Origin of the sequence: Paenibacillus sp. NPDC058898, assembly GCF_049316025.1 — a bacterium.
In the GTDB taxonomy this organism is placed as follows: domain Bacteria; phylum Bacillota; class Bacilli; order Paenibacillales; family Paenibacillaceae; genus Paenibacillus_AQ.
This window is the reverse complement of record NZ_JBMOSM010000019.1, coordinates 68,760-87,447: the sequence shown is the minus strand read 5'-3', so window position 1 is coordinate 87,447 and position 18,688 is coordinate 68,760. Positions and strand designations below refer to the sequence as shown.

Annotated in this window: 16 protein-coding genes; 1 reads left to right on the top strand and 15 read right to left on the bottom strand. The window is 50.8% G+C overall.

All coding sequences use genetic code 11. The annotated features are described in order from the left end of the window. From ACOZB4_RS30830 to ACOZB4_RS30785, 10 genes are all read right to left on the bottom strand, one after another. Positions 1–2,609: VWA domain-containing protein (locus tag ACOZB4_RS30830; RefSeq protein ID WP_422759721.1), on the bottom strand; the 2,609-nt coding region annotated here is incomplete at its 3' end. Beyond that, entirely contained in the window at positions 2,593–4,596 is a 2,004-nt protein-coding gene (locus ACOZB4_RS30825) for a vWA domain-containing protein (protein WP_379416622.1), read from the bottom strand. The genes ACOZB4_RS30825 and ACOZB4_RS30830, both read right to left, overlap by 17 nt. Positions 4,597–4,851: 255 nt before the next feature. Next, positions 4,852–5,799, bottom strand: a complete 948-nt coding sequence (locus tag ACOZB4_RS30820) for a DUF58 domain-containing protein (RefSeq protein ID WP_379416620.1) — start codon at positions 5,797–5,799, stop codon at positions 4,852–4,854. Further along, positions 5,796–6,785: an AAA family ATPase gene (locus ACOZB4_RS30815; RefSeq protein WP_379416618.1), complete on the bottom strand. Its 990-nt coding sequence runs from the start codon at positions 6,783–6,785 to the stop codon at positions 5,796–5,798. The genes ACOZB4_RS30820 and ACOZB4_RS30815 overlap by 4 nt, the downstream gene beginning before the upstream one ends. Before the next feature lie 268 nt (positions 6,786–7,053). After that, positions 7,054–8,733, bottom strand: a complete 1,680-nt coding sequence (locus tag ACOZB4_RS30810) for a phage tail tape measure protein (RefSeq protein WP_379416616.1) — start codon at positions 8,731–8,733, stop codon at positions 7,054–7,056. A gap of 36 nt (positions 8,734–8,769) precedes the next feature. Next, positions 8,770–9,717: an ABC transporter permease gene (locus tag ACOZB4_RS30805; RefSeq protein WP_379416613.1), complete on the bottom strand. Its 948-nt coding sequence runs from the start codon at positions 9,715–9,717 to the stop codon at positions 8,770–8,772. Continuing rightward, positions 9,714–10,643 carry an ABC transporter ATP-binding protein gene (locus tag ACOZB4_RS30800; protein WP_076324640.1) on the bottom strand — a complete coding sequence of 310 codons (930 nt, stop codon included), beginning with the start codon at positions 10,641–10,643 and terminating at the stop codon, positions 9,714–9,716. The genes ACOZB4_RS30805 and ACOZB4_RS30800 overlap by 4 nt, the downstream gene beginning before the upstream one ends. Further along, positions 10,640–13,000 (bottom strand): DUF7408 domain-containing protein, encoded by a 2,361-nt coding sequence (locus tag ACOZB4_RS30795; RefSeq protein WP_379416610.1) that lies wholly within the window; start codon positions 12,998–13,000, stop codon positions 10,640–10,642. Before ACOZB4_RS30795 ends, ACOZB4_RS30800 begins: the two co-directional genes overlap by 4 nt. A 391-nt stretch (positions 13,001–13,391) precedes the next feature. Then, entirely contained in the window at positions 13,392–14,291 is a 900-nt protein-coding gene (gene purU / locus ACOZB4_RS30790) for a formyltetrahydrofolate deformylase (RefSeq protein ID WP_098748691.1), read from the bottom strand. Between the two features lie 131 nt (positions 14,292–14,422). Then, entirely contained in the window at positions 14,423–15,544 is a 1,122-nt protein-coding gene (locus tag ACOZB4_RS30785; RefSeq protein WP_379416607.1) for a deoxyribonuclease IV, read from the bottom strand. 294 nt (positions 15,545–15,838) lie between these two features. On the opposite strand from ACOZB4_RS30785, the gene ACOZB4_RS30780 reads away from it, so the two are divergent. Further along, positions 15,839–15,988 carry an integrase core domain-containing protein gene (locus tag ACOZB4_RS30780; protein WP_379416629.1) on the top strand — a complete coding sequence of 50 codons (150 nt, stop codon included), beginning with the start codon at positions 15,839–15,841 and terminating at the stop codon, positions 15,986–15,988. Positions 15,989–16,547: 559 nt separating this feature from the next. On the opposite strand, the gene ACOZB4_RS30775 is transcribed toward ACOZB4_RS30780, so the two are convergent. From ACOZB4_RS30775 to ACOZB4_RS30755, 5 genes are all read right to left on the bottom strand, one after another. Continuing rightward, positions 16,548–16,925 carry a hypothetical protein gene (locus ACOZB4_RS30775; RefSeq protein WP_379416605.1) on the bottom strand — a complete coding sequence of 126 codons (378 nt, stop codon included), beginning with the start codon at positions 16,923–16,925 and terminating at the stop codon, positions 16,548–16,550. A 1-nt stretch (position 16,926) separates the two neighbouring features. Further along, positions 16,927–17,409, bottom strand: a complete 483-nt coding sequence (locus ACOZB4_RS30770; protein ID WP_379416603.1) for a hypothetical protein — start codon at positions 17,407–17,409, stop codon at positions 16,927–16,929. Then, a complete protein-coding gene (locus tag ACOZB4_RS30765; protein ID WP_379416601.1) occupies positions 17,406–17,738 on the bottom strand; it encodes a hypothetical protein in 333 nt (110 codons plus the stop codon). Before ACOZB4_RS30765 ends, ACOZB4_RS30770 begins: the two co-directional genes overlap by 4 nt. A 1-nt stretch (position 17,739) precedes the next feature. Beyond that, the gene (locus ACOZB4_RS30760; RefSeq protein WP_379416599.1) at positions 17,740–18,102 is read right to left on the bottom strand and encodes a hypothetical protein; all 363 of its coding nucleotides are present in this window, start codon (positions 18,100–18,102) and stop codon (positions 17,740–17,742) included. Between the two features lie 125 nt (positions 18,103–18,227). Then, on the bottom strand, positions 18,228–18,404 hold the full coding sequence (locus tag ACOZB4_RS30755) for a sigma factor-like helix-turn-helix DNA-binding protein (RefSeq protein ID WP_379416627.1): 177 nt from the start codon (positions 18,402–18,404) through the stop codon (positions 18,228–18,230). Positions 18,405–18,688: the final 284 nt, after the last annotated feature.

Genomic DNA, 18,688 nt, shown 5'->3' with positions numbered 1-18,688 from the left:
GCGTCACGCGCGGCCACGCCGGCAGGTGCCGGCCGCCTGCGGAGCAGGGCGGCCAGCCTTGCGCCGATGGCGCCCCATGGGAGAGCCAGGCGCCGCACGGCGATGTCGGCGACCCATAGCAGCAGGGCCGCCGCCAGCAGCGGGTAGCTCCAATCATGGAGATTCATCCGCGAGGTTGCCTGCCGGTCAAACACTTCGGCCGGGTTGTCCCAGGATAACACGCGGCCTCCGGTCGCCTCGGCCAGCCGCTTCATGGCTTCCTCGCCGCTGCCGGAGGACATCCGGTATTCCGGAGAATACGGAACCACAAAACCGGTGCCTGGCGCAGCCTGCAGCGCTTCTTCCCCGCTGGCATCCTCAAGAGACAGGAGGAATGCCCCAGGCTTCGTGACATTGACGAGCCCGGTATAACGGCCGGGAGCCTCCTGGATAAGCTCCACCGTCTGCTCGCCGGCTTCATCGTCCCCGATCACCGCATTCAGCTTCTCCGGTGGATTCTCGCCCCCTGCCATAACCTGGAGCTTGACTTGGTTGCCGGCCGTTTCGGTAGTCACTTCATAGGGCGACGACGTAAACTGCGGGAACGTCCACTTCACGATTTCGGTCAACGTGTTGGCAAAGCCGGACCATGATACCCATTCCTTGGACCACTTTCCGCTTAAATCGCTCGTCCATGCCACCGTTCGCCCGGATCCGTATTGCCAGCGCGACAGGATCGGGTCCGGCTCCGGACTGGACAGAACCGTCTGAGCGGAAGACTTCGGCGTTGTCGCTACATAACCATATAGCCCCGGTACGCCCTGCTGGAATAGACTCGCCCACTCGCCCACGTTCTGAACGGCCGGAACAAAGGGTTTATCCACGATATAGGATTTGGCCAGCATCACGGCCTCCCGGCTGAATACCGCCGGCAGCGTCGTTTCATCCTCAACGAAGTAATAACGGCCTTTGGCCGCATCCGCCAAAGATTGAAGAAGGTTGGTATCAGCATCCATCCCGACCGCCACCGAAGACATCGTGATTTTGTTCTCCACCATCGTATCGGTCAGGTCCTGATACCCGGAATTCATGGCCGATTGCCCGTCGGTCATCAGAATGATATGTCTGCGCTGGGCGTTAATCTTCAGCATTTCCTCAAGCGCCGAGGAAACGGCAGGATAGATGTTGGTCCCTCCGGCGCTCGGAATCGACTGGATGCTGCTGAGCACCTCTTCCTTGTCCCCGAGCTTCTGCGGCGGAACAACCCACCACGGCTGATCGTCAAAGGCGACGACGCCGACCGTATCCTTGGCTCTAAGCAGCTCCACTGTGCGCATGGCCGATTCTTTGGCCAATTCGATCTTATTGCCATCCATGCTCCCCGAACGGTCGATGACGAGGATGAGACCAAGCGATGGAATCTCCCGTTTGCCTTCCAGCTCCATCGAGACCGGCAGTGCTTTTTCAATCGGGGTTTTAAAATACCCGCCCATCCCAAAGCTGTCCTCGCCGCCCGCCATCATAAACCCGATGCCGAAGCTTCGGACCGCCTGCTCGATCAGCTCCATCTGTTTGCCGCCGACGTCACTGCCTGAGACATTATTAAAGATGATGCTGTCGTAAACGGCATACTTGGCAGCTTCCAGCGGAAGCAGCTCCGGCGGAATCACTTCGGTGCCGATCATCCCGGACTCCAGTGCTGCCGTGATATTACCTGACGTTCCCGGGGTTCCTTCAACGATCAGTACGTTCGGCGGACCTTCCACCCGGGTAAAATCAAACGCTGCATTATTGGCGGATGCCTCATCCCCATCCATGAAGATTTCGGCACGGTAACGGTGAAGTCCCGGGCTCTTAGCCAGGCCTTTTACGGCATACCGGTTCTCGCCCGGGGTTACGTCAACGCGTTCCCGGCCGATCTCACGGTTGTCCTCGTAAATGCGCAATTCACCGGAGGTCTTAAACGTGCTGCGGATCATAACCTCCACATAGAAAGACTCCGCTTGATACAGCTTATCCGGTACCTTCAGTTCCTCCACCGCAACGTCACGGATTGCCTGCTTCGGAGTTGGAAGCACATCAACCGCAATGCCCCGATCCTTCAGCAGCCTTCCCGCCGCTGCCATGCTGCCTACATTCTCCTCCCCGTCCGAGATCAACACGATTCTGGAATCGCTGTTGCCCTCGAACAGGCTCCCTGCGAGCTGAAGACCGGACTCCAGCCCCGTAAACTGCTGCTCCAGCAGCGCATTTAAAGAGGCTCCTGCATTCTCCGTAGAGGATAATCGCCGTTCCACAGCCCCCTCAAGACCTGTAGAAACAACAGCGGTGCCATCCTTCTCGCCTTTTGCCCCAAGGGAATCGTTAATCCAATTCGTGATCCGGGCCGAATCCCCCATACTGTCGGAACGGTCCGCCAAGTACACCACCTGTTTATCCCGCAAGACGGTATACCCGTGCAGACCCGAAATCATAAGAATCAATAACAGAATGACGCAGGTTCTAAAGAATAAGGCCAATTTCTTGCGAAAACCGCTGAGCCGAAAATCCGATTTGTATGCGTAATAGAGAAAGACTCCTGCCGGGATCAACAGCAGCAACAACCATGGTTGGCTAAATTGAACGCCCACGCTGGTACACCCCCCATTCCGCTGCGATCACAGCCAGTGCCAAGGCCGCCAGCCATGGCATTAACGAACCGGCATCGCTTGCCGTCTCGCTGTGCCCAGACGTCCCGGTACGTTCACCAGCTGCCGTATCATCCGAGTTCGGTGACGTTTGACTCACGACCGGACCCTGATCGTTGCTCCAATCCGCCTCGTACGGATCTGCCGTTACAGCCAGCCAAAACTTAAGCTTCTCACCCGCTTCATTCTGCTGTTCAAAAGCGTACAGCCCTGGATATTCCGGCACGATCTGTACCGGTGATATCCCTTGCTCATTCCGGAGGGCCTCCGCTGCAGGGATGCCGTCAGCAAGAGCAAGACCACTCTTAGGTACCCACTTTGCCGCTACCGTATCCGCTGCAATCGGAATATCTGCTTGCGCTCCGGCCATATAGCGGCCAAGGCCGCTTCCCTTGCCCGAGGTCATCCACTCTAGTGCATTGCTGACCATGACCGGGAATTCCGGCGATAACGGAAGATCGCTATCCTGAAGCAGGAAATTAAACGACAATCTCGGTCGCCCGTTTTCGCTTCCCGCATAGACGATGGGTTGATCCCCCAGCTTGACCACAGGTTCGCCCCAAGCAGGGGCCTGATCCACCAGCGTACCGAAATAGACGCCCGATAAGGTTACATAGGCGGTCACCGGATGCTTCGCAAGCACAGCACGTCCTCCTTGGCTTCCGACTTTGGTGCCTTCTCCGCCGATCGTCCATAGCGGCGTTTTGGCGGCCAACTCCGCCCACTTCCCTTGCTTGAACCCTTCCGGCATGCTCCCGTCTATGACGAGCAGATCAAATTCGCCATCAGGTAAGGGCGGTACATCCGATGCTGCGCTGCCCTTGTCCGTATTTTGATCCGTGCCTGGATCCTCACCCTTCTTGTCTTCGGAGCCATCCCAGGCAACCCGGGTGACTTCGGCTCCGCTTAGCTGCAAGGCCTTCTCCAGGAACAAATTGCCTGAAGTCAGCAGAAGTACGCGCGAGGATCCGTGACCCAAACCGAATGCAAAGGAATAATTGTCTGCCGCATACCCGTCATCCTGGGATAACTCAAGCCGATACACCTCCGCAAATGGGAGATCGGCAAAAGATTCGGTTAATTTCTTCCCCGGCGTAAGATTCAACACCTTGCTGGCCAGCAGCTGTTCATCCCCGTAAAGATTCACTTCGGCCGACATCGCTTCCTTGGCATTCGTGCTGAGGACAGCGACTGCCCCATAGGATGAACCTGTTTCACCCTTAGGTGAAATGCCAAATTGGTCGATGGAAACGTTAAGAGGGAGCTGCCCCTGTACCTTCTCTACGGATACCGGAACCTGAAACGTTATGGGAGCCGTATCCTGCTTCCAGTAGCTGTCCGTAAAAATAACGACCTCTGCATCACGCTCTTCCCGTGTCAGAGCGGAAGCGAGCGATAAGGTTTCCCTGTAGGATGCCTGGCCGTAATAGGGCCGCAACCCATCCACGGCCTTATCGATGGCCGCGCGGTCGCTTTCATGGGAGACCAGCGTCGTGGGACTTGCTCCCACAGACAGAAGGGTGATCTCGCTCCGTCTCCCTTGGTCCTTCACGTACTCCTTAATTCGTTCCTGCATCATTTGCAGCCTGGATGCGGCTTCGCCTTCTGCCGAAGGCTGAATCTGCGCGCTCATGCTGCCCGAGGTATCGGCAACGATGACCACATGGGCGCTGCCTCCGCCAGACACCTGCATAAAGGGCTGCATCAGTGCGAAGACCATCAGCACAGCAGCAAACAGTTGGAGCCACAGCAGAAGCCGGTTCTGCAGCTTCTGCCACGGCCTGTTAGCCTCCAGGTTCCGAAGCACCCGCTCCCACAGCAAGTGGCTGGGAACGGTTGTATCCACATATTTTCGTTTGAACATATACATAAGCACGATAGCCGGCAGCGTTAAACCGAACCATAGGCTCAGCCAAGATTGAATCCCCAACGTGTCCCCTCCTTACTCCCGTGGACCCTGACTAACACGACTTGGATGTTTTCTCAAAGCATCGGATGAAGGCTCGTCCATCTTTTCCTATTTGAATGAGTTCTCTTCTTATTTGTTCTAAAGATCACAGACAGATGCTCGTGAAGCCTGCATTTCATAGCGTGTCTATTTACCGGTGTTACCCTGTCTACAAGCTTCCCAAAGCGTATGAAGTCCGGCAGATGCTTGGATCACTGCCTCCTGTATGAGGCTTGTCTATCCAGTGACCAGACCTGCTCCTGCCAGTACCCCGAACATCGCATCCGTAAGCGGCATGTCCGCCGGAATGAGCACGTAAGACATGCCCCGCTCCGCGCACACGCGGGACAGCATCGTCCGATACCGCTCCAGCTCCTCTTTGTAACCATCGAGTACTTTACCCGTCAACGCCACTTCCTTGCCGCTCATCGTTTCGCTGTCGACCAATCGCAAATCGCCGGTCAATTTAGGCTCTAGTTCTTCCCTCGACAAAACATGCACCAGCACCACTTCCTGCCCGGTGCCGGACAAAAGGGATAGCGCCCTGAACAATTCCTCCTCGCCGCCCGCCAGCCAAAAATCCGAGAACACCCAGGTCATCCCCGGCTGCCGAGGGAGTGCGCCAGGAACCGCAAGCGCGGCGCCCAAACTTCCCTCACCTCCCGTTTCTGCCCCTTGCAGGAACGAAAACAGGCGATGGGCCGAGCCCTTTCCTCTCATGATCGGAAGACGAGCATGAATCGAACGGCTGTAACAGGCGACCTGCAGCCTGTCGTAGGAGGACAATGCCATGTAGCCGATGCTTGCGGCGAGTTGACGTGCGAGCAGCCATTTCGGGCTTCCCTTCGTTCCTGCCGGATCCGCAGCGGATAGTTCGGATGACGATGACATGACAGCCCCCATCGATGCCGAGCAATCCACGAATAGGCTGACCGTCAGCTCCTGCTCGTCCATGAATTGACGCACGAACGCTTTTCCCGTACGAGAATAGACGCCCCAGTCAAACCTGCGGACATCATCCCCGGGCGAATATACTCGGTAATCGGCGAACTCGAGTGATGAACCAAGCCTGCGGGATCGTCTCTTTCCCTGCAGCATTCCGGCAACCCGTCGCTTGGCATCGAGACTCAATCGCTCCAGTCGCGGAAGCCATTCCGGAGGAAGCAGGTGCCCGCCCCCGCTCACGCGGACGCCTCCAGCGCTTGCAGAACCTCCTGAATGACATGGTCTGTCGTAATGCCAAGCGCCTGACCTTCGAAATTCAGGAACAAACGGTGACGCAGCGCAGATAAAGCCACGGCGCGAATATCCCCTGTCGATACATGCATCCGCCCGCTGCACAATGCCCGGACCTTGCTCACTGATATGATGGACTGAATGCCCCGCGGTCCGGAACCGAACTGGACGTATTTTCGTACCGCCTCCGGGGCCGCAGCCTCTTGCGGATGCGTCATCATGAGCAGACGAACCGCATAGTCCAAAATCTCCTCGGCAACCAGCACTTCCCGGGCCCCGCGCTGGATTTCCAGCAGCTCGTCTCCGGTCATTTGTCGTTCCACCTGGAATTCGTGGGAGGACGTCGTCCGCTTCACGATTTCCTTCAGTTCATCCGCGCTCGGATACGACACTTCGATCTTCAGCAGAAAGCGGTCAAGCTGCGCCTCCGGCAATGGATACGTTCCCTCGTTCTCCAGCGGGTTTTGCGTCGCGAGAACAAAGAAAGGTTTTGGCAGCTGATGGGTTACCCCGCCCACCGTGACGGTCTTCTCCTGCATGGCCTCCAGCAATGCACTCTGGGTTTTGGGCGTGGCCCGGTTAATCTCGTCGGCAAGCACGATGCTGCCGAACAGCGGACCCTTTTGAAAGGTCATCCCTGTGTCTCCATGCTGCCCGAACGACAAAATGTTGGTGCCCGTTATATCGCTCGGCATCAAATCCGGCGTGAACTGAATACGGGAAAAGGACAATTCCAACGCTTCCGACACCGTGCGAACGAGCATCGTTTTACCGAGACCCGGAATCCCCTCCAGGAGGGCGTGCCCTCCCGCAAAGATACACCAGAGCATCTGCTCCACAACATCCTGCTGCCCGACAATCACCTTGCCAATATGTTCCCGCAGGCCTGATATTTTCTCCATCCATTCCTGTGGTCTCACTGCAATATCCGACATGGACGAAACCTCCATCTTCTTGGTAAAGTTCAAGTACTCATTCTATATAAGTTGAACTAAAGATTCTTAGCCTGAGCATCACTACGAATGCGGATTATTCTTCCGATCGCTGTTGCCCCCAGATTTCTTCTATACATCCATATCATGGTTAAAATCCGGTGACAAAGGCGACCACTTCGTTTCTCCAGAATAATTCCGCCTTCTCCGTTGAAGTTCATCTTTTCTTTAGTTCAATCTATATAGCTTCCGTTATTGGCTCTTCGATCCCTTACGGATTCGGATTGATTTGTATGAAATATTCCTCAACCAACCCTTGCATCTGGTCAGGCAGTTGATTGCGATCTAATGTTTTACGCGCTTCGGTCTCATAATCGCGGTACACTTCCTCATAAGGCCTGGACATGCCCGGAACGGTCGGCGAAACGCCGCCCTTCTGAATATCACCGCCACTGCCCTTGATCTCGCCGGAATCGTTCTGCACATTGCCGCTGCCCTTGTAATCCCGAGGGATCGTCACAAGCTCGCGACCGCCAGAGCCAAAGCCGGCTCCGCTGCCGGTCCCGCTTCCCGATCCTCCGCTGCCACCTGAGCCGGAGCCTGCTCCTGATCCGGAGCCGCTCCCCGAACCGGACCCACTGCCGGCGCCTTGGCCTTGACCGGCCCCGGAGCCGCCTTCCCCGGAGCTTCCCTCCGAACCTTCGCCTTCTTCTCCCGAGTCTCCCCCGGATCCCGCCTGCGCCAACGCCTCGGCACTGCCGCCGTTACTCCAGGCATCGGATACCGACATCCCGGCAGCCGTCATCTGATCGGCCAAGCTCAGTCCTTGCGAAGCAAGGGAGGACGCCAGCGAAGCGGCGGATTGCGACTGACTATCCGACGCGGCTTTGGCTTGCGCCGCTTTAGCCAGCTCCTCGGCCAGCTGCTGGAGCGCTTCTTCCAGCTCCTTCGGCAACTGGCCTTCCTTCAGCGAGTCGGCTGCTTTCTTGAGCTCTTGCTCCAGCTTCCCGTCCTCCAGCTGCTTGGCGGCTTCCTCAGCCAACTTTTTCAAAGCATCGGACAGCTCGTTCTTCTCTTCTTGGGACATCTTTTTCACCTGCTCGGTGAGTTTCTTCATTTCCTGCTTGAGCTCATCGGCCATGCCTTCGGCAAGCTTTTTCCCCACCTGGGACAACGCCTTCTGTTGCTGCATTTTTTGGGCAAGCTCAGACAGTGCCTTCGCTTTTTCCTCCTGCTGTTTCGCCATTTTTTCAAGCTCTTTCATCGCTTCTTCCAGCTTCTCCAGCGCTTGCTCGGGATGTTTCTCACGGTCCAGCGCTTTCTTCAGGGCATCCAGCTTCTCCTGCAGCTTCTTCCTGTCGGCAGGATCGATCGTTTTTTTCTGGAGTTCCTCCGTAAGCTTCTCGGTTTTGGCTGCCTGCTCCTTCATCCAGCTCTGCGCCTCTTTTGCCGCTTCCACCTTCTTGTCCATCGGGTTCGGAACAAAAACAAGGATGAGCACGGCAGCCAGCGAAGCACCACAGATCAAGAGATGTCTTTTACGACTAGGGTAAGGAAGACGCTCCGGCAATTGCTCCGCAAAACGTGCACCATAGCGTTCCGCCTGCTCACGCTGCCATTTAGCGGCCTGCGATTCCTGTTCTTTGAACGATAGTGCCGTGACCATCATGTCGCTTCGCTCCGCTCCGTCCGGAACATGATCCATCGCTGAAGCGGCCTCTTCGATCGGAACCCGGTGCAGCCATCCCCATAACAAGCCTACGAAGCCTGCTCCGACAGGAACGGCCACGGATGCGACGGGAAGCCAGGCAATGGGTACGAATCTCCCCAGCACCAGGAGCAGCAGCAGCGCGGCAAACCCTGCCATCAGTCCGTATAAAACATACGATATGACGCGAAATCGCTGCAGCCGCCGTCTCGCAGCTTCGATAAAACGCATGATGTTGTCCATTGCTCTTCCTCCTTACCGTACTCTTATGCTTTAAGGTTACGCTTCATCCCGCGTCATTTCCGGTACTTGCGGGAGCTGTGCCTCGTCCTTATCCTTACGTTTCCGCCTTGCGATAGGACGTATTTTCCGTATGGCAACCCACAGGGCAAGAACAATCACAACCGAATACACGATGAAGAATTCCAGCCACAATTCAATGGGGGCCTTACTGTTCAAACTTCCGCCGTGCAGCAGGAACACTTCCTTGGAGAACGACGGGTTGAACAAACTCATCATCGCTCCGCCGGGATTCAGACCCAGCAAATATCCGACCCATGAATAACTGCCCGGTGTAGGCGTTATCCCGCTTTGATACATATTCCGCTGTTCAATCCCCATGAAGAACAGATACAGCAGGCCTGTGACAAGGAATATAATAAGTCCCGCACCGTAGGCGACAATAATCGCGACGATGGTTCTTTTGAATAAAGTCGAGAACATCACGCCAAGCGAACCGAGCAGCAGCATCACGAATAAATAAAAAACAAAAACGGATATGAGCTGTTTCGGCGAAATCCCTCCATACAGGAAAACAATGCTGTATATCGGCAAGGTGGCCAGCACGATCAGTGTCATGAAGCTGAGTGCCGACACCAGCTTGCTCAGCACAATCGTGGCCGAGCTCTGCTGCGTCGTCAGCAGCATGCTCAGCGTTTGCTTCTCCCGCTCGCTGCTGATGACGCCGGCGGTAAGAGCAGGTGCCATGAACGCGATGAGGACAAGCTGAGCAAAACTCAGCACATAGAACATCATTTGGCTCATCTGCGGATCGAATCGCTGAGGTCCCCGCTGTCCCAAATATAAGAAGAGGTAAATGAAGCCCATCGCAATAGCTCCGAGCGCCAACACATAAAATAACACCGACAGCATAGAACGCGTAGAACGCATCCGCAGCCGAAATTCCTTGTCAATGACCGGATTAATTAGCTTTCTGCTCCAATTCATTCGCGGGGTCCCCCTTTGGTAATTTCGAGGAATACATCCTCCAGATTGCTCTGTGCTTCCTGAAACGAGACAATCGGAATTTCCCAGGAGACCACCTGCCGCAGCAGAGCGCTTTGCTGCGCATCATCCCCGCCGTAATGAACATGGACACCGGTGTTATCCGTTAATACCGACGAGACAAAGGGTTCGTCCCGCAGCTTCTCGGCCAGTTCCTCTTCACGCTCGAGCGTGCGGATATGGATGACTTTTTTCACGCGGAGACGGCTCTGAATATCAGCCACCTTACCTTGGGCAACCATCTCGCCGTGTTCAATCACGCCGATTTCATCCACCATCTCCGCCAGCTCAGGCAAAATATGCGACGAAATGATGATCGTCTTGCCCATAAGCTTCAATTCCTTCAAGATTTCACGCATCTCGATCCGCGCCCGCGGATCCAGCCCCGAAGCCGGCTCATCCAGAATTAACACGTCCGGATCATGCACCAGACACCGGGCAAGGCATAAACGCTGCTTCATGCCGCGCGAGAGACTGTCGACGTACGTATCCGCTTTGTCGCTCAGGTTGACGAGCTCCAGGAGCTGCGGAATGAGCTGCTCCCGCTCGGCGCGCGGTATGCCGTAACTTGCCCCGTAAAAATGCAAATATTCGGTAGATTTCAACTGGTCATACACGCCAAAGAAATCGGGCATGTAGCCGATCCGCTTGCGGACCTCTTTGGGATGCTGGGTCACGTCAAAGCCGCCGACTTTGGCAACGCCCGAGGTTGGCAGCATCAGGGTGGCCAATATGGACATCGTCGTGGATTTGCCTGCTCCGTTCGGGCCGACAAATCCAAATACAGTCCCTTTTTCGATATGAAGACTGATGTCCTTCAACGCATGGAACGTTCCGTATTTTTTACTCAGGTTTCTAATCTCGATCATGGAGTGGCCTCCCCCTTCACAGACAGCTCAGGCATCATAAAGTTGGTCTGATCCTTGGCGGTGATCATGAAACGGATCCGATTTCCCAAGATATACTGCTCCGTATTTTTGGTAATGGTATGCACATTGTTCACGTCTGTAACAGGCTCCCATTCGCTCTTCTTCGAGTTCCAGATCTCCATCATAACGTTGTTGTTGAATTTGGTGCCTCTCATGGACAATTCCGAATACTTCACGTTGCCTTCCGATATTAACGGGAATTCGGCGATCAAGCTGCCCTGTCCCATTTCGACCCCATGAGGGTAAACCCCATACATCGGCGCATTCACCTGCGATATCTCGGGAGACAGGAACCCGTAAGGAATGTTGATTTCCCCGTTTAGTCCCCAATCCATCTCCACGGGCTGTATCCAGAAATTGAGCTGATCACTCTCCACCTCAGCGCCTTTCAGCGTATAATTCGTCAAATGATCCTTGCTCCATCCCAAAATGTAAGCATCCCTGTTGACCATTCTGTTGGAATATCCGTATTGGGACAAAATATCGCGCTCACGCTGTTTCGGATCATTCTGCGAATAAGGGTACAGCATCCCGGACAAGTCACCGCCCGTAAACTTGATGATTTGTTTCGGGTCCTGAGGAACGGCAGCCGCCTCTCCCTTCTTGATATCTCCCAGCTTATAGGCTTTGCCTCCAATAACCAGTGCAACCTCGGTCAAATCGTTAATCGTGTCATTGGTGACCTTACCGTTTAATTCTCCTTTGGCATCCAGCTTCAAATCCATGCCGAGGCGCCCCATCTCCTCGGTTCCTTGACGGTCCACCCATACCTTGGCTAATGACCATTGGGACATGTCGCGAAGCTCCAGCGTCGTGGACGCCTGCTCCATTCGGACAAAATTTTTATTCTCGCTCATTCCCCCAAACGTGTTCCGGGACTGCCCCGTTCTCAAATACGTATTCTCCGGAAATTCCAAGGTATAGTTCCCACTTCGAGGCGTGAAGAATGCGGAAGCCGTCGATTTAACCGCATCCCCCTGACCGTTTAGTTCAATCAAGTTGATAGTGTGTGCGAGTTCCCGCGTCTTGTCCGATGAACCGGCCACGTAAACGGAACCGCTCGCGATGACGGCAATGATCGGGATCAAGAACCAAGCCCATTCCCGTTTGTCCGCCTTTTTCAAGATGTAGTAGAGCAGCGGCGCAACGACGACCGCATAAATAATGAGCATCCACAACAGCAGCGTGAAGGAAGGCATCTTCAGTGATGGAAAATACTCCAGAACGTAATTCAAATTGTCCATAAGCGAATTGTAATACATACCATTCTGCGCACCCATCATGGGCAGGTTATTGCGCAGTATCGATGCCCAAGCATCCGGATGGCCTGCCCATGAGCTCACCGGTTCCATAGCCAGATCATAGGCCGCATATTGAACACTTCCTTGGCCATAGGTCTTCGAAGCAAACAAAGGTTGTCCATCCGCTTCAAGCCCGATTTGGGCGCCTTCCACCGCTTTTGCTGTAGAAATGGTAAATGCCCCATCCAGTTTCAGCGGTTTCCCGCCAAGCTTCTCCAGCTCGGCTAGCGAATTAACGGTGGTGGTGCCATTCGCAACAACCGGCGTTATGTCGGCAAACGGTGCCGCTGTTTTGGTATATCCCGCGCCTCCGGCCAGAATCAGGGTGCCGCCGCCATTTACCCAATCTGTAATCGCCTTGAGCTTCGGCTCTGACAGCGTATCAGAAGCAAAATTGTTAATAACGATGACGTCCAACCCGTTCAGCAGCATTCCATCCGATGGAACGCTGGCGTTCTTAAGCGGGAACACGTTCACGCTGTTGCCTTTGCCGTTAAGGACATTCATGAAATTCATCGTATCCGGATCATCCGATAACACCGCAATAAGTGCGCCTTGATAAGGAGAAGCCTGCACGTAATTTTTACCTGTGGCAAACGGAATCTGCTTCCCTTTGGTATAAGATCCTTCATAGAAGAGGATCTGGTTATTATCTTTATTCAGCATGGCCCCTGGAATGCCGATCACGACTTCCTTCGGCGTATCCTTCGGAAGGTCCACCTGCTGGACGTAGGAAGTTTGATATCCGAAGCCATTGTAGTTCTGAATCTGCACGACCATGTCACCGGATATATCCCGGTCACTGGTTAAGGTCAGTTTGAGCGGATTCCATTTATCATGTTTAATCTTGCCTTGGTAACCCATTTCGGATTGAATGCTAATCTTCGCTCCATCGGCGTAAACATTTCCGGCCGGAATCGACAAGGATAACGTGGCCACAATCAGCAGCGCCACCATCGGCAGCAACATCCACGTTTTTTTTGTATAAAACGACAACTGATGATTCCCCTCTCCACATATAAATTGCTCTCACATGAGAAATGACACATATGTTCCGAAGACGTATGTAAAGGTTCTCTTCACAAGTTCAACTATATTGACGAGTCGAATTCATGAAAAGTTTGACGTTTCCTTCCATAAAGAGATATATTGGCCTGTATTTTCAGCATCCCAGAGGTTTTTGGTGTTTTTTACCAAGTTGGTTATAAATAAAAATCCCACTCCAATAAGAGGAGCGGGATCAAGGGGTAATCCATTGCAGCGTTAAAGTGTTGGGCTGCTCCATTGTACTATCTATGATGAATCGTCCAAATACAGCCTCATATTCTTACTTGCACTCAGTACACAGACTGTCTTCCTGTCTGATTATACGTACACTTGCAAACCGTTAGTTGAATACAACCGTTTTATTGTTATGCACCAGAATCCGATCCTCGACATGCCATTTGACGGCTCTTGCAAGCACCACGCGTTCGATGGTACGACCAATACGCTTCAACTCGTTGACATCGTCCCGGTGGCTAACGCGCTGCACATCCTGCTCAATAATCGGTCCGCCATCCAGTTCTTCGGTTACATAATGGGCGGTTGCTCCGATAATTTTCACCCCGCGGTTATAAGCTTGCGCATAAGGCTTGCCGCCGACAAAAGCCGGAAGGAAGGAATGGTGAATATTGATAATCCGGTTCCGGTAATGTTCGATAAAGGTTGGCGAAATAATCTGCATGTAACGCGCAAGGATAATCACGTCGATGTCATCGCCGATCACATCCAGCTGACGTTGCTCCGCTTGAGGCTTCGTATCCGCCGTAACCGGAATATGGTGATACGGGATACCGAACGATTCTACGTATTCCTTCATATCTAGGTGATTGCTCACCACCAGTGCGATATCCGCATCCAGATCGCCAGCCTGCCATTGCCACAACAGCTCTACAAGGCAGTGATCTTCTTTTGAAACAAAAATCGCCAGTCGTTTCTTACGGACCGCATGATAGATATTCCATTCCATACGGAATTGATCGGCAACTTCCTGGAAGGACTCCTCCAGCTTGGGAAGCTTCGTATTCAAATCCTCCAGATCAAACTCAACCCGCATAAAAAACATGCCGCCGGCCGGATCCATCGTATATTGGTCAGACTGAACGATGTTCGCGCCATGCTGGTACAGAAACTGGGAGACCGCCGCCACAATTCCCGGTCCATCCGGACAAGAGATCAGCATACGGGCACGATTAGGGTACTGACCTGCCGCAGACGGCAGATCCTTCTTGATGTGAATTTCCATGAGACTCGGTGATCCTCCTTTTAAATCTGCAATTAACATGAACGGCACCTCTCAAGAAAAACAAACCGCAACATGCGGAAGTTTTCTTGAGAATGCCTTAGTACTCTTAATATAAAGCCATTTAATGAAGCTTATGATGTCAAGGAAACACCGGACAACCAAGCGATCAGCCGTTGATTGATCTGCTCCTCCGAAAGGTCGGACAGCAGGCCTGCTGCCATGACCATATCATACAGACGCTCCATGGGTTCGCGAGGATCCGCCTTTTTGGCTTTGGCATCATTCTTCAGAAGCGTCCAGGTATCCAGCACGAACGAACGGGATTCAATGCCTTCCTTCGCAAAGAAAGCACTCAGCTCTTCTACTTGCTGAGCAAAAGTTGGCCCGAAACGGCCTTCCACATCCCCACGCAGAAGCGCAATCTCGATCTCATACATCGGACGCTGCGTCTTCGGATCTTTACCGATCCACGGCGTCTCCAGAATGAACGGTCTGCCCTGGAGCTTCTCATGATGAACCACTCTTTGAATGGCTTCATAACCGATCCATCCGGTTCCAATCGGCGTATGACGGTCTTTACCCGCTCCACGCGGATTCTTGCTGTCGTTCACGTGCACAACCGTTAACCGGTCGAGTCCGATCAACTTGTCGAACTGCTCCAGCACGCCGTCCAGATCATTTACGATATCATAACCCGCATCATGAATATGGCAGGTGTCGAGGCAGATGGCCAAACGGTCATTGTACTTCACCTTATCAATAATGGAAGCAATTTCTTCAAAACTGCGTCCCATCTCAGTGCCTTTGCCGGCCATCGTCTCCAGCGCAATCTTCACTTCGGTCTCATCCGTACCGCCGAGCACTTCATTGAGGCCTTCGGCAATTCGGTCGATGCCGTATTCCGCGTGCTTATCGGTATATGCACCCGGATGGAGAACGATATTCTTCACGCCGACCGCATGCGTACGGCGAATCTCCTCTTGCAGAAAGCTCACCGCCAGCTCAAACGTGTTGGGCTTGTACGATCCAAGGTTGATAATGTACGGCGCATGGACCACAATCTCATCAATCCCGCTTTCCTGCATAGCGGCTCTGCCTTCTTCGATAAACATGGAATCGATCGGCTTGCGGCGCGTGTTTTGCGGTGCGCCGGTATATATCATGAACGAGCTTGAGCCATATGATGTAGCTTCAGCCGTCGCAGTCAGCAATCCCTTGTCCGAAAACGACACGTGGGAACCAATTTTCAACATGCTGTATCCCCCTTTTTTAACACACAATTACACCTATTTTAGCTTGTATATCGAAATAAATCTAGAAGGGATGGAATGTGAAGGACGTTGTTGGAATGATTACAGTAGTGGAGTGGGTTTTTCTGGTTTTGTGTTGGAATACGAGGTAATGCAAAATAATATGTTGGAACGCGCTTTTGTGGGTGGGTTGTGGGGAACAATTGAAAAGTGGTCAAGCCCCATAGTGGACATTAAAACACACCTAGACTGCAAACTGGCGTAGGTACTCTACCGGTGTCAGTTTTTTAGTCTCCGCTGTGGCCGCTATTTGAAGACCCTCGCGCATTGCACAAAGGGATAGCTCGCTATGTCCAATTTTACAATAAGGAACGGCCTCATGCATCACTAGGCGTCGCCAAACCAGCTCAATTCTATATATATTCCAATGTAAATGTTGCATCCTAAGACACTAGATTCTACATGACAAGGAGGATTAACTTATTTCTCAAGCATTCGTATCTTGACAATGGAGGCATTACACTCCAGCAGCTACAGCAAATGGTGGGGATGCCGCTCAGGATTTCTTTACACTTCATCAATGGCATCTTCCGCAGGTCCTTTACCTTTATGTTACAAATTATCAAATACAACGAACATAACCGGCTGGGTAGTAATTAGCGTCTGTACCTTATCTGCCTCCTTCGCCTGAAACTGGTTCATGACCAATGTTGCCGGTCTCTGGTTCGGTACATGCAACTTCGCAATCTATAATGATATCATCATCAATTAGATGATGCAGCTCGGGATACTGCCGTGTACAACCTGATCTTCCCGTCTTGCTGAGAAAATATAAGCCTGTGACCGTCTATCTTTGGTTCAAATATGTAGTTTGAATGACTGAAAGAGCTATGAGTTGTTTCTAGTAACATTAGGGATATAAACACAAAATCGCCTCTCAACTGATTATAACGTAATGAATATCCAGTGATTGGCGGTATTGTTGTTAATATTAAATTACATTATCTTACACAGATTCCTTACATACGTCATATATAAGTGCGTTAGAGAGAAATCCATTTGCACAAGACATGCCAAATGCTGCAATTGATAGGAAATCAGCAACAGGCGTACTTACTAAACTATGATAACATAAATAAGTCAGAGAACTTACCCCTAGGAGAGTAACAATAACAGTGTAACCTTGCAATTTATCAATTCTAACTTTTTGTTTAGTAGTAATAGGTCTATATCTATTAATTTTTTCAATAGCAGTTAGAAATATAAACAAAACAGATACAATAATTGAAAAACTATTAATAGGAATTAAAAATGGAAATTCGCTATCCTGCAACCTCAATATCCCAAGAATTAGAAAGAGTGTTAATACAGCAATTTGAATCAAGTTATACACTATATACAGCGCCTACACTTTCATCTATTTTCTTAGTTATCATTGGAAATAAATATGTACAGTAACTCAATAGCTCGTCAATTTCATCTTTTGTAATATTTACTGCTTCTCCACGCTCTAAAGTAAATGAATGATTGTAAACTATTCTATACAAATCACTTTCTGAATGTTTAAACGCTCCAATACTGCCAAACACAATATCTTCGTTAAATTCTAACAGATCAAAAGCAATACCCTTCAGTTCTTTTTCAGGAATCGGTTTGGATAAAGGTGCAAAGAATCGTAGTGTATTAATTTCTTCCCTATGCCATAGTGCTAGATAATAAGCTGATGAATCAAATCGAATCATTATACTGAATACTTCAGATTCCTCATTATAAGAAAAAGTCGCTTCGATACTTTCTAAAATATTTATAAGATGATCCTTTAGCCCTGTGTTCATTATAAATGTCCTTTCTAGACTAGTCTCATTCATCTAATAACTACAGTCCTTACGTTCGAGACATTAATTTTCCCTATTTTGTCTTCTTTCCCTATACACCTAACACCTACTGTTTGATCATTAAAATTATCACTTAGAAAAGGAACTATTTTGACCATAAATTCTCCTACATCTGATGACTCTGGAAGCATAAAGCTAATTTTTGATGGGCTCGCACTAACAATAAATTTTTTTTCGTCGTTGAAGGCGTCAGCGTAACAATTAGATTGTTTATAGAAATTAATATTAAAATGATCTGCAGTATATCTTAACAACTTATCGTAATCATTGGATTTATCAATAATTATATCGAGGGAATACATTTCACTTACCCCTCCAATTCAAGAAATCCATCATTTTTGAAATTTTATCTTTTTTTTCAGGTTGGAAATCTGTGTGATTCATTTCTACCTCTGCGAAAAGTGCTATATCTGCTCTTGTCAAATTCTCTTTGGACCTCTCCCATTTTTCATGTGAGTTTTTTAATTCATTTACTCTCCACTCTGGCAATTTCTTTTCGATACATACTTGAATAATTATTTCTCGAACATCACGAGTAAAATGATTCTCTGCCCAACTCAAATACTCCTTGTGAGTATCCATTTCTAATTTTTCTAGTTCCAATTTCTTTTCGTCTATACAGTCAAACTTACTACGAAATTCCAAATACTTATTGGGAGCACTCATAATTTTAGATACCTCGTTCATATACCGTATATTACCAATTATACAATCAGAGGTCTAATTGTAAAGGAAAAAAATACATATAATAAATACATTATTCACAGCTCTTCACTAATAGATCACATTTTTTATCCCACTAGGAAAAGGCTGTTAGCTATATTATCAGCAACCTTCTTTTCTGCTCTCTCTAGCATTAGTTGTACCGCGCTTTTGGTAATCCCCATCTCCGAGGCTACTTGACGAAAACTAAAGCACAGTCCAAATCGTAGTACATACCCTTGTTTCTCTCTCTCAGCGTAGACAATGCATCATCAATCTGAAACCGTTCATGATCTGATAATGTTATGGGATACCACAGGCGCTGGTTGTGCGTATGACTGCATATGTAGTGGATCTACGGCGATGGTTCGTTATCGACCTGATCTACGGTGTATGCCCCTTCTTGATCCAGGATTATGGCCTATATGGAGCCAGTCATTGTGGGCAACACGTGGGCACATCCTCACTACAACTTCCGAAAACCCTATAGCGCCATACATGAACTAAATATGTCTGGGCTATCGAAATAAATCTAGAAATGCGTTATAAT

What these genes read in the sequence shown, in the direction of transcription:
- ACOZB4_RS30815 (WP_379416618.1), bottom strand. Translation starts at nt 6,785, where the DNA reads ATGTCGGATATTGCAGTGAGACCACAGGAATGGATGGAGAAAATATCA.
- ACOZB4_RS30810 (WP_379416616.1), bottom strand. Translation starts at nt 8,733, where the DNA reads ATGGACAACATCATGCGTTTTATCGAAGCTGCGAGACGGCGGCTGCAG.
- ACOZB4_RS30805 (WP_379416613.1), bottom strand. Translation starts at nt 9,717, where the DNA reads ATGAATTGGAGCAGAAAGCTAATTAATCCGGTCATTGACAAGGAATTT.
- ACOZB4_RS30800 (WP_076324640.1), bottom strand. Translation starts at nt 10,643, where the DNA reads ATGATCGAGATTAGAAACCTGAGTAAAAAATACGGAACGTTCCATGCG.
- purU (WP_098748691.1), bottom strand. Translation starts at nt 14,291, where the DNA reads ATGGAAATTCACATCAAGAAGGATCTGCCGTCTGCGGCAGGTCAGTAC.
- ACOZB4_RS30785 (WP_379416607.1), bottom strand. Translation starts at nt 15,544, where the DNA reads ATGTTGAAAATTGGTTCCCACGTGTCGTTTTCGGACAAGGGATTGCTG.
- ACOZB4_RS30770 (WP_379416603.1), bottom strand. Translation starts at nt 17,409, where the DNA reads ATGAATGAGACTAGTCTAGAAAGGACATTTATAATGAACACAGGGCTA.
- ACOZB4_RS30765 (WP_379416601.1), bottom strand. Translation starts at nt 17,738, where the DNA reads ATGTATTCCCTCGATATAATTATTGATAAATCCAATGATTACGATAAG.
- ACOZB4_RS30760 (WP_379416599.1), bottom strand. Translation starts at nt 18,102, where the DNA reads ATGAGTGCTCCCAATAAGTATTTGGAATTTCGTAGTAAGTTTGACTGT.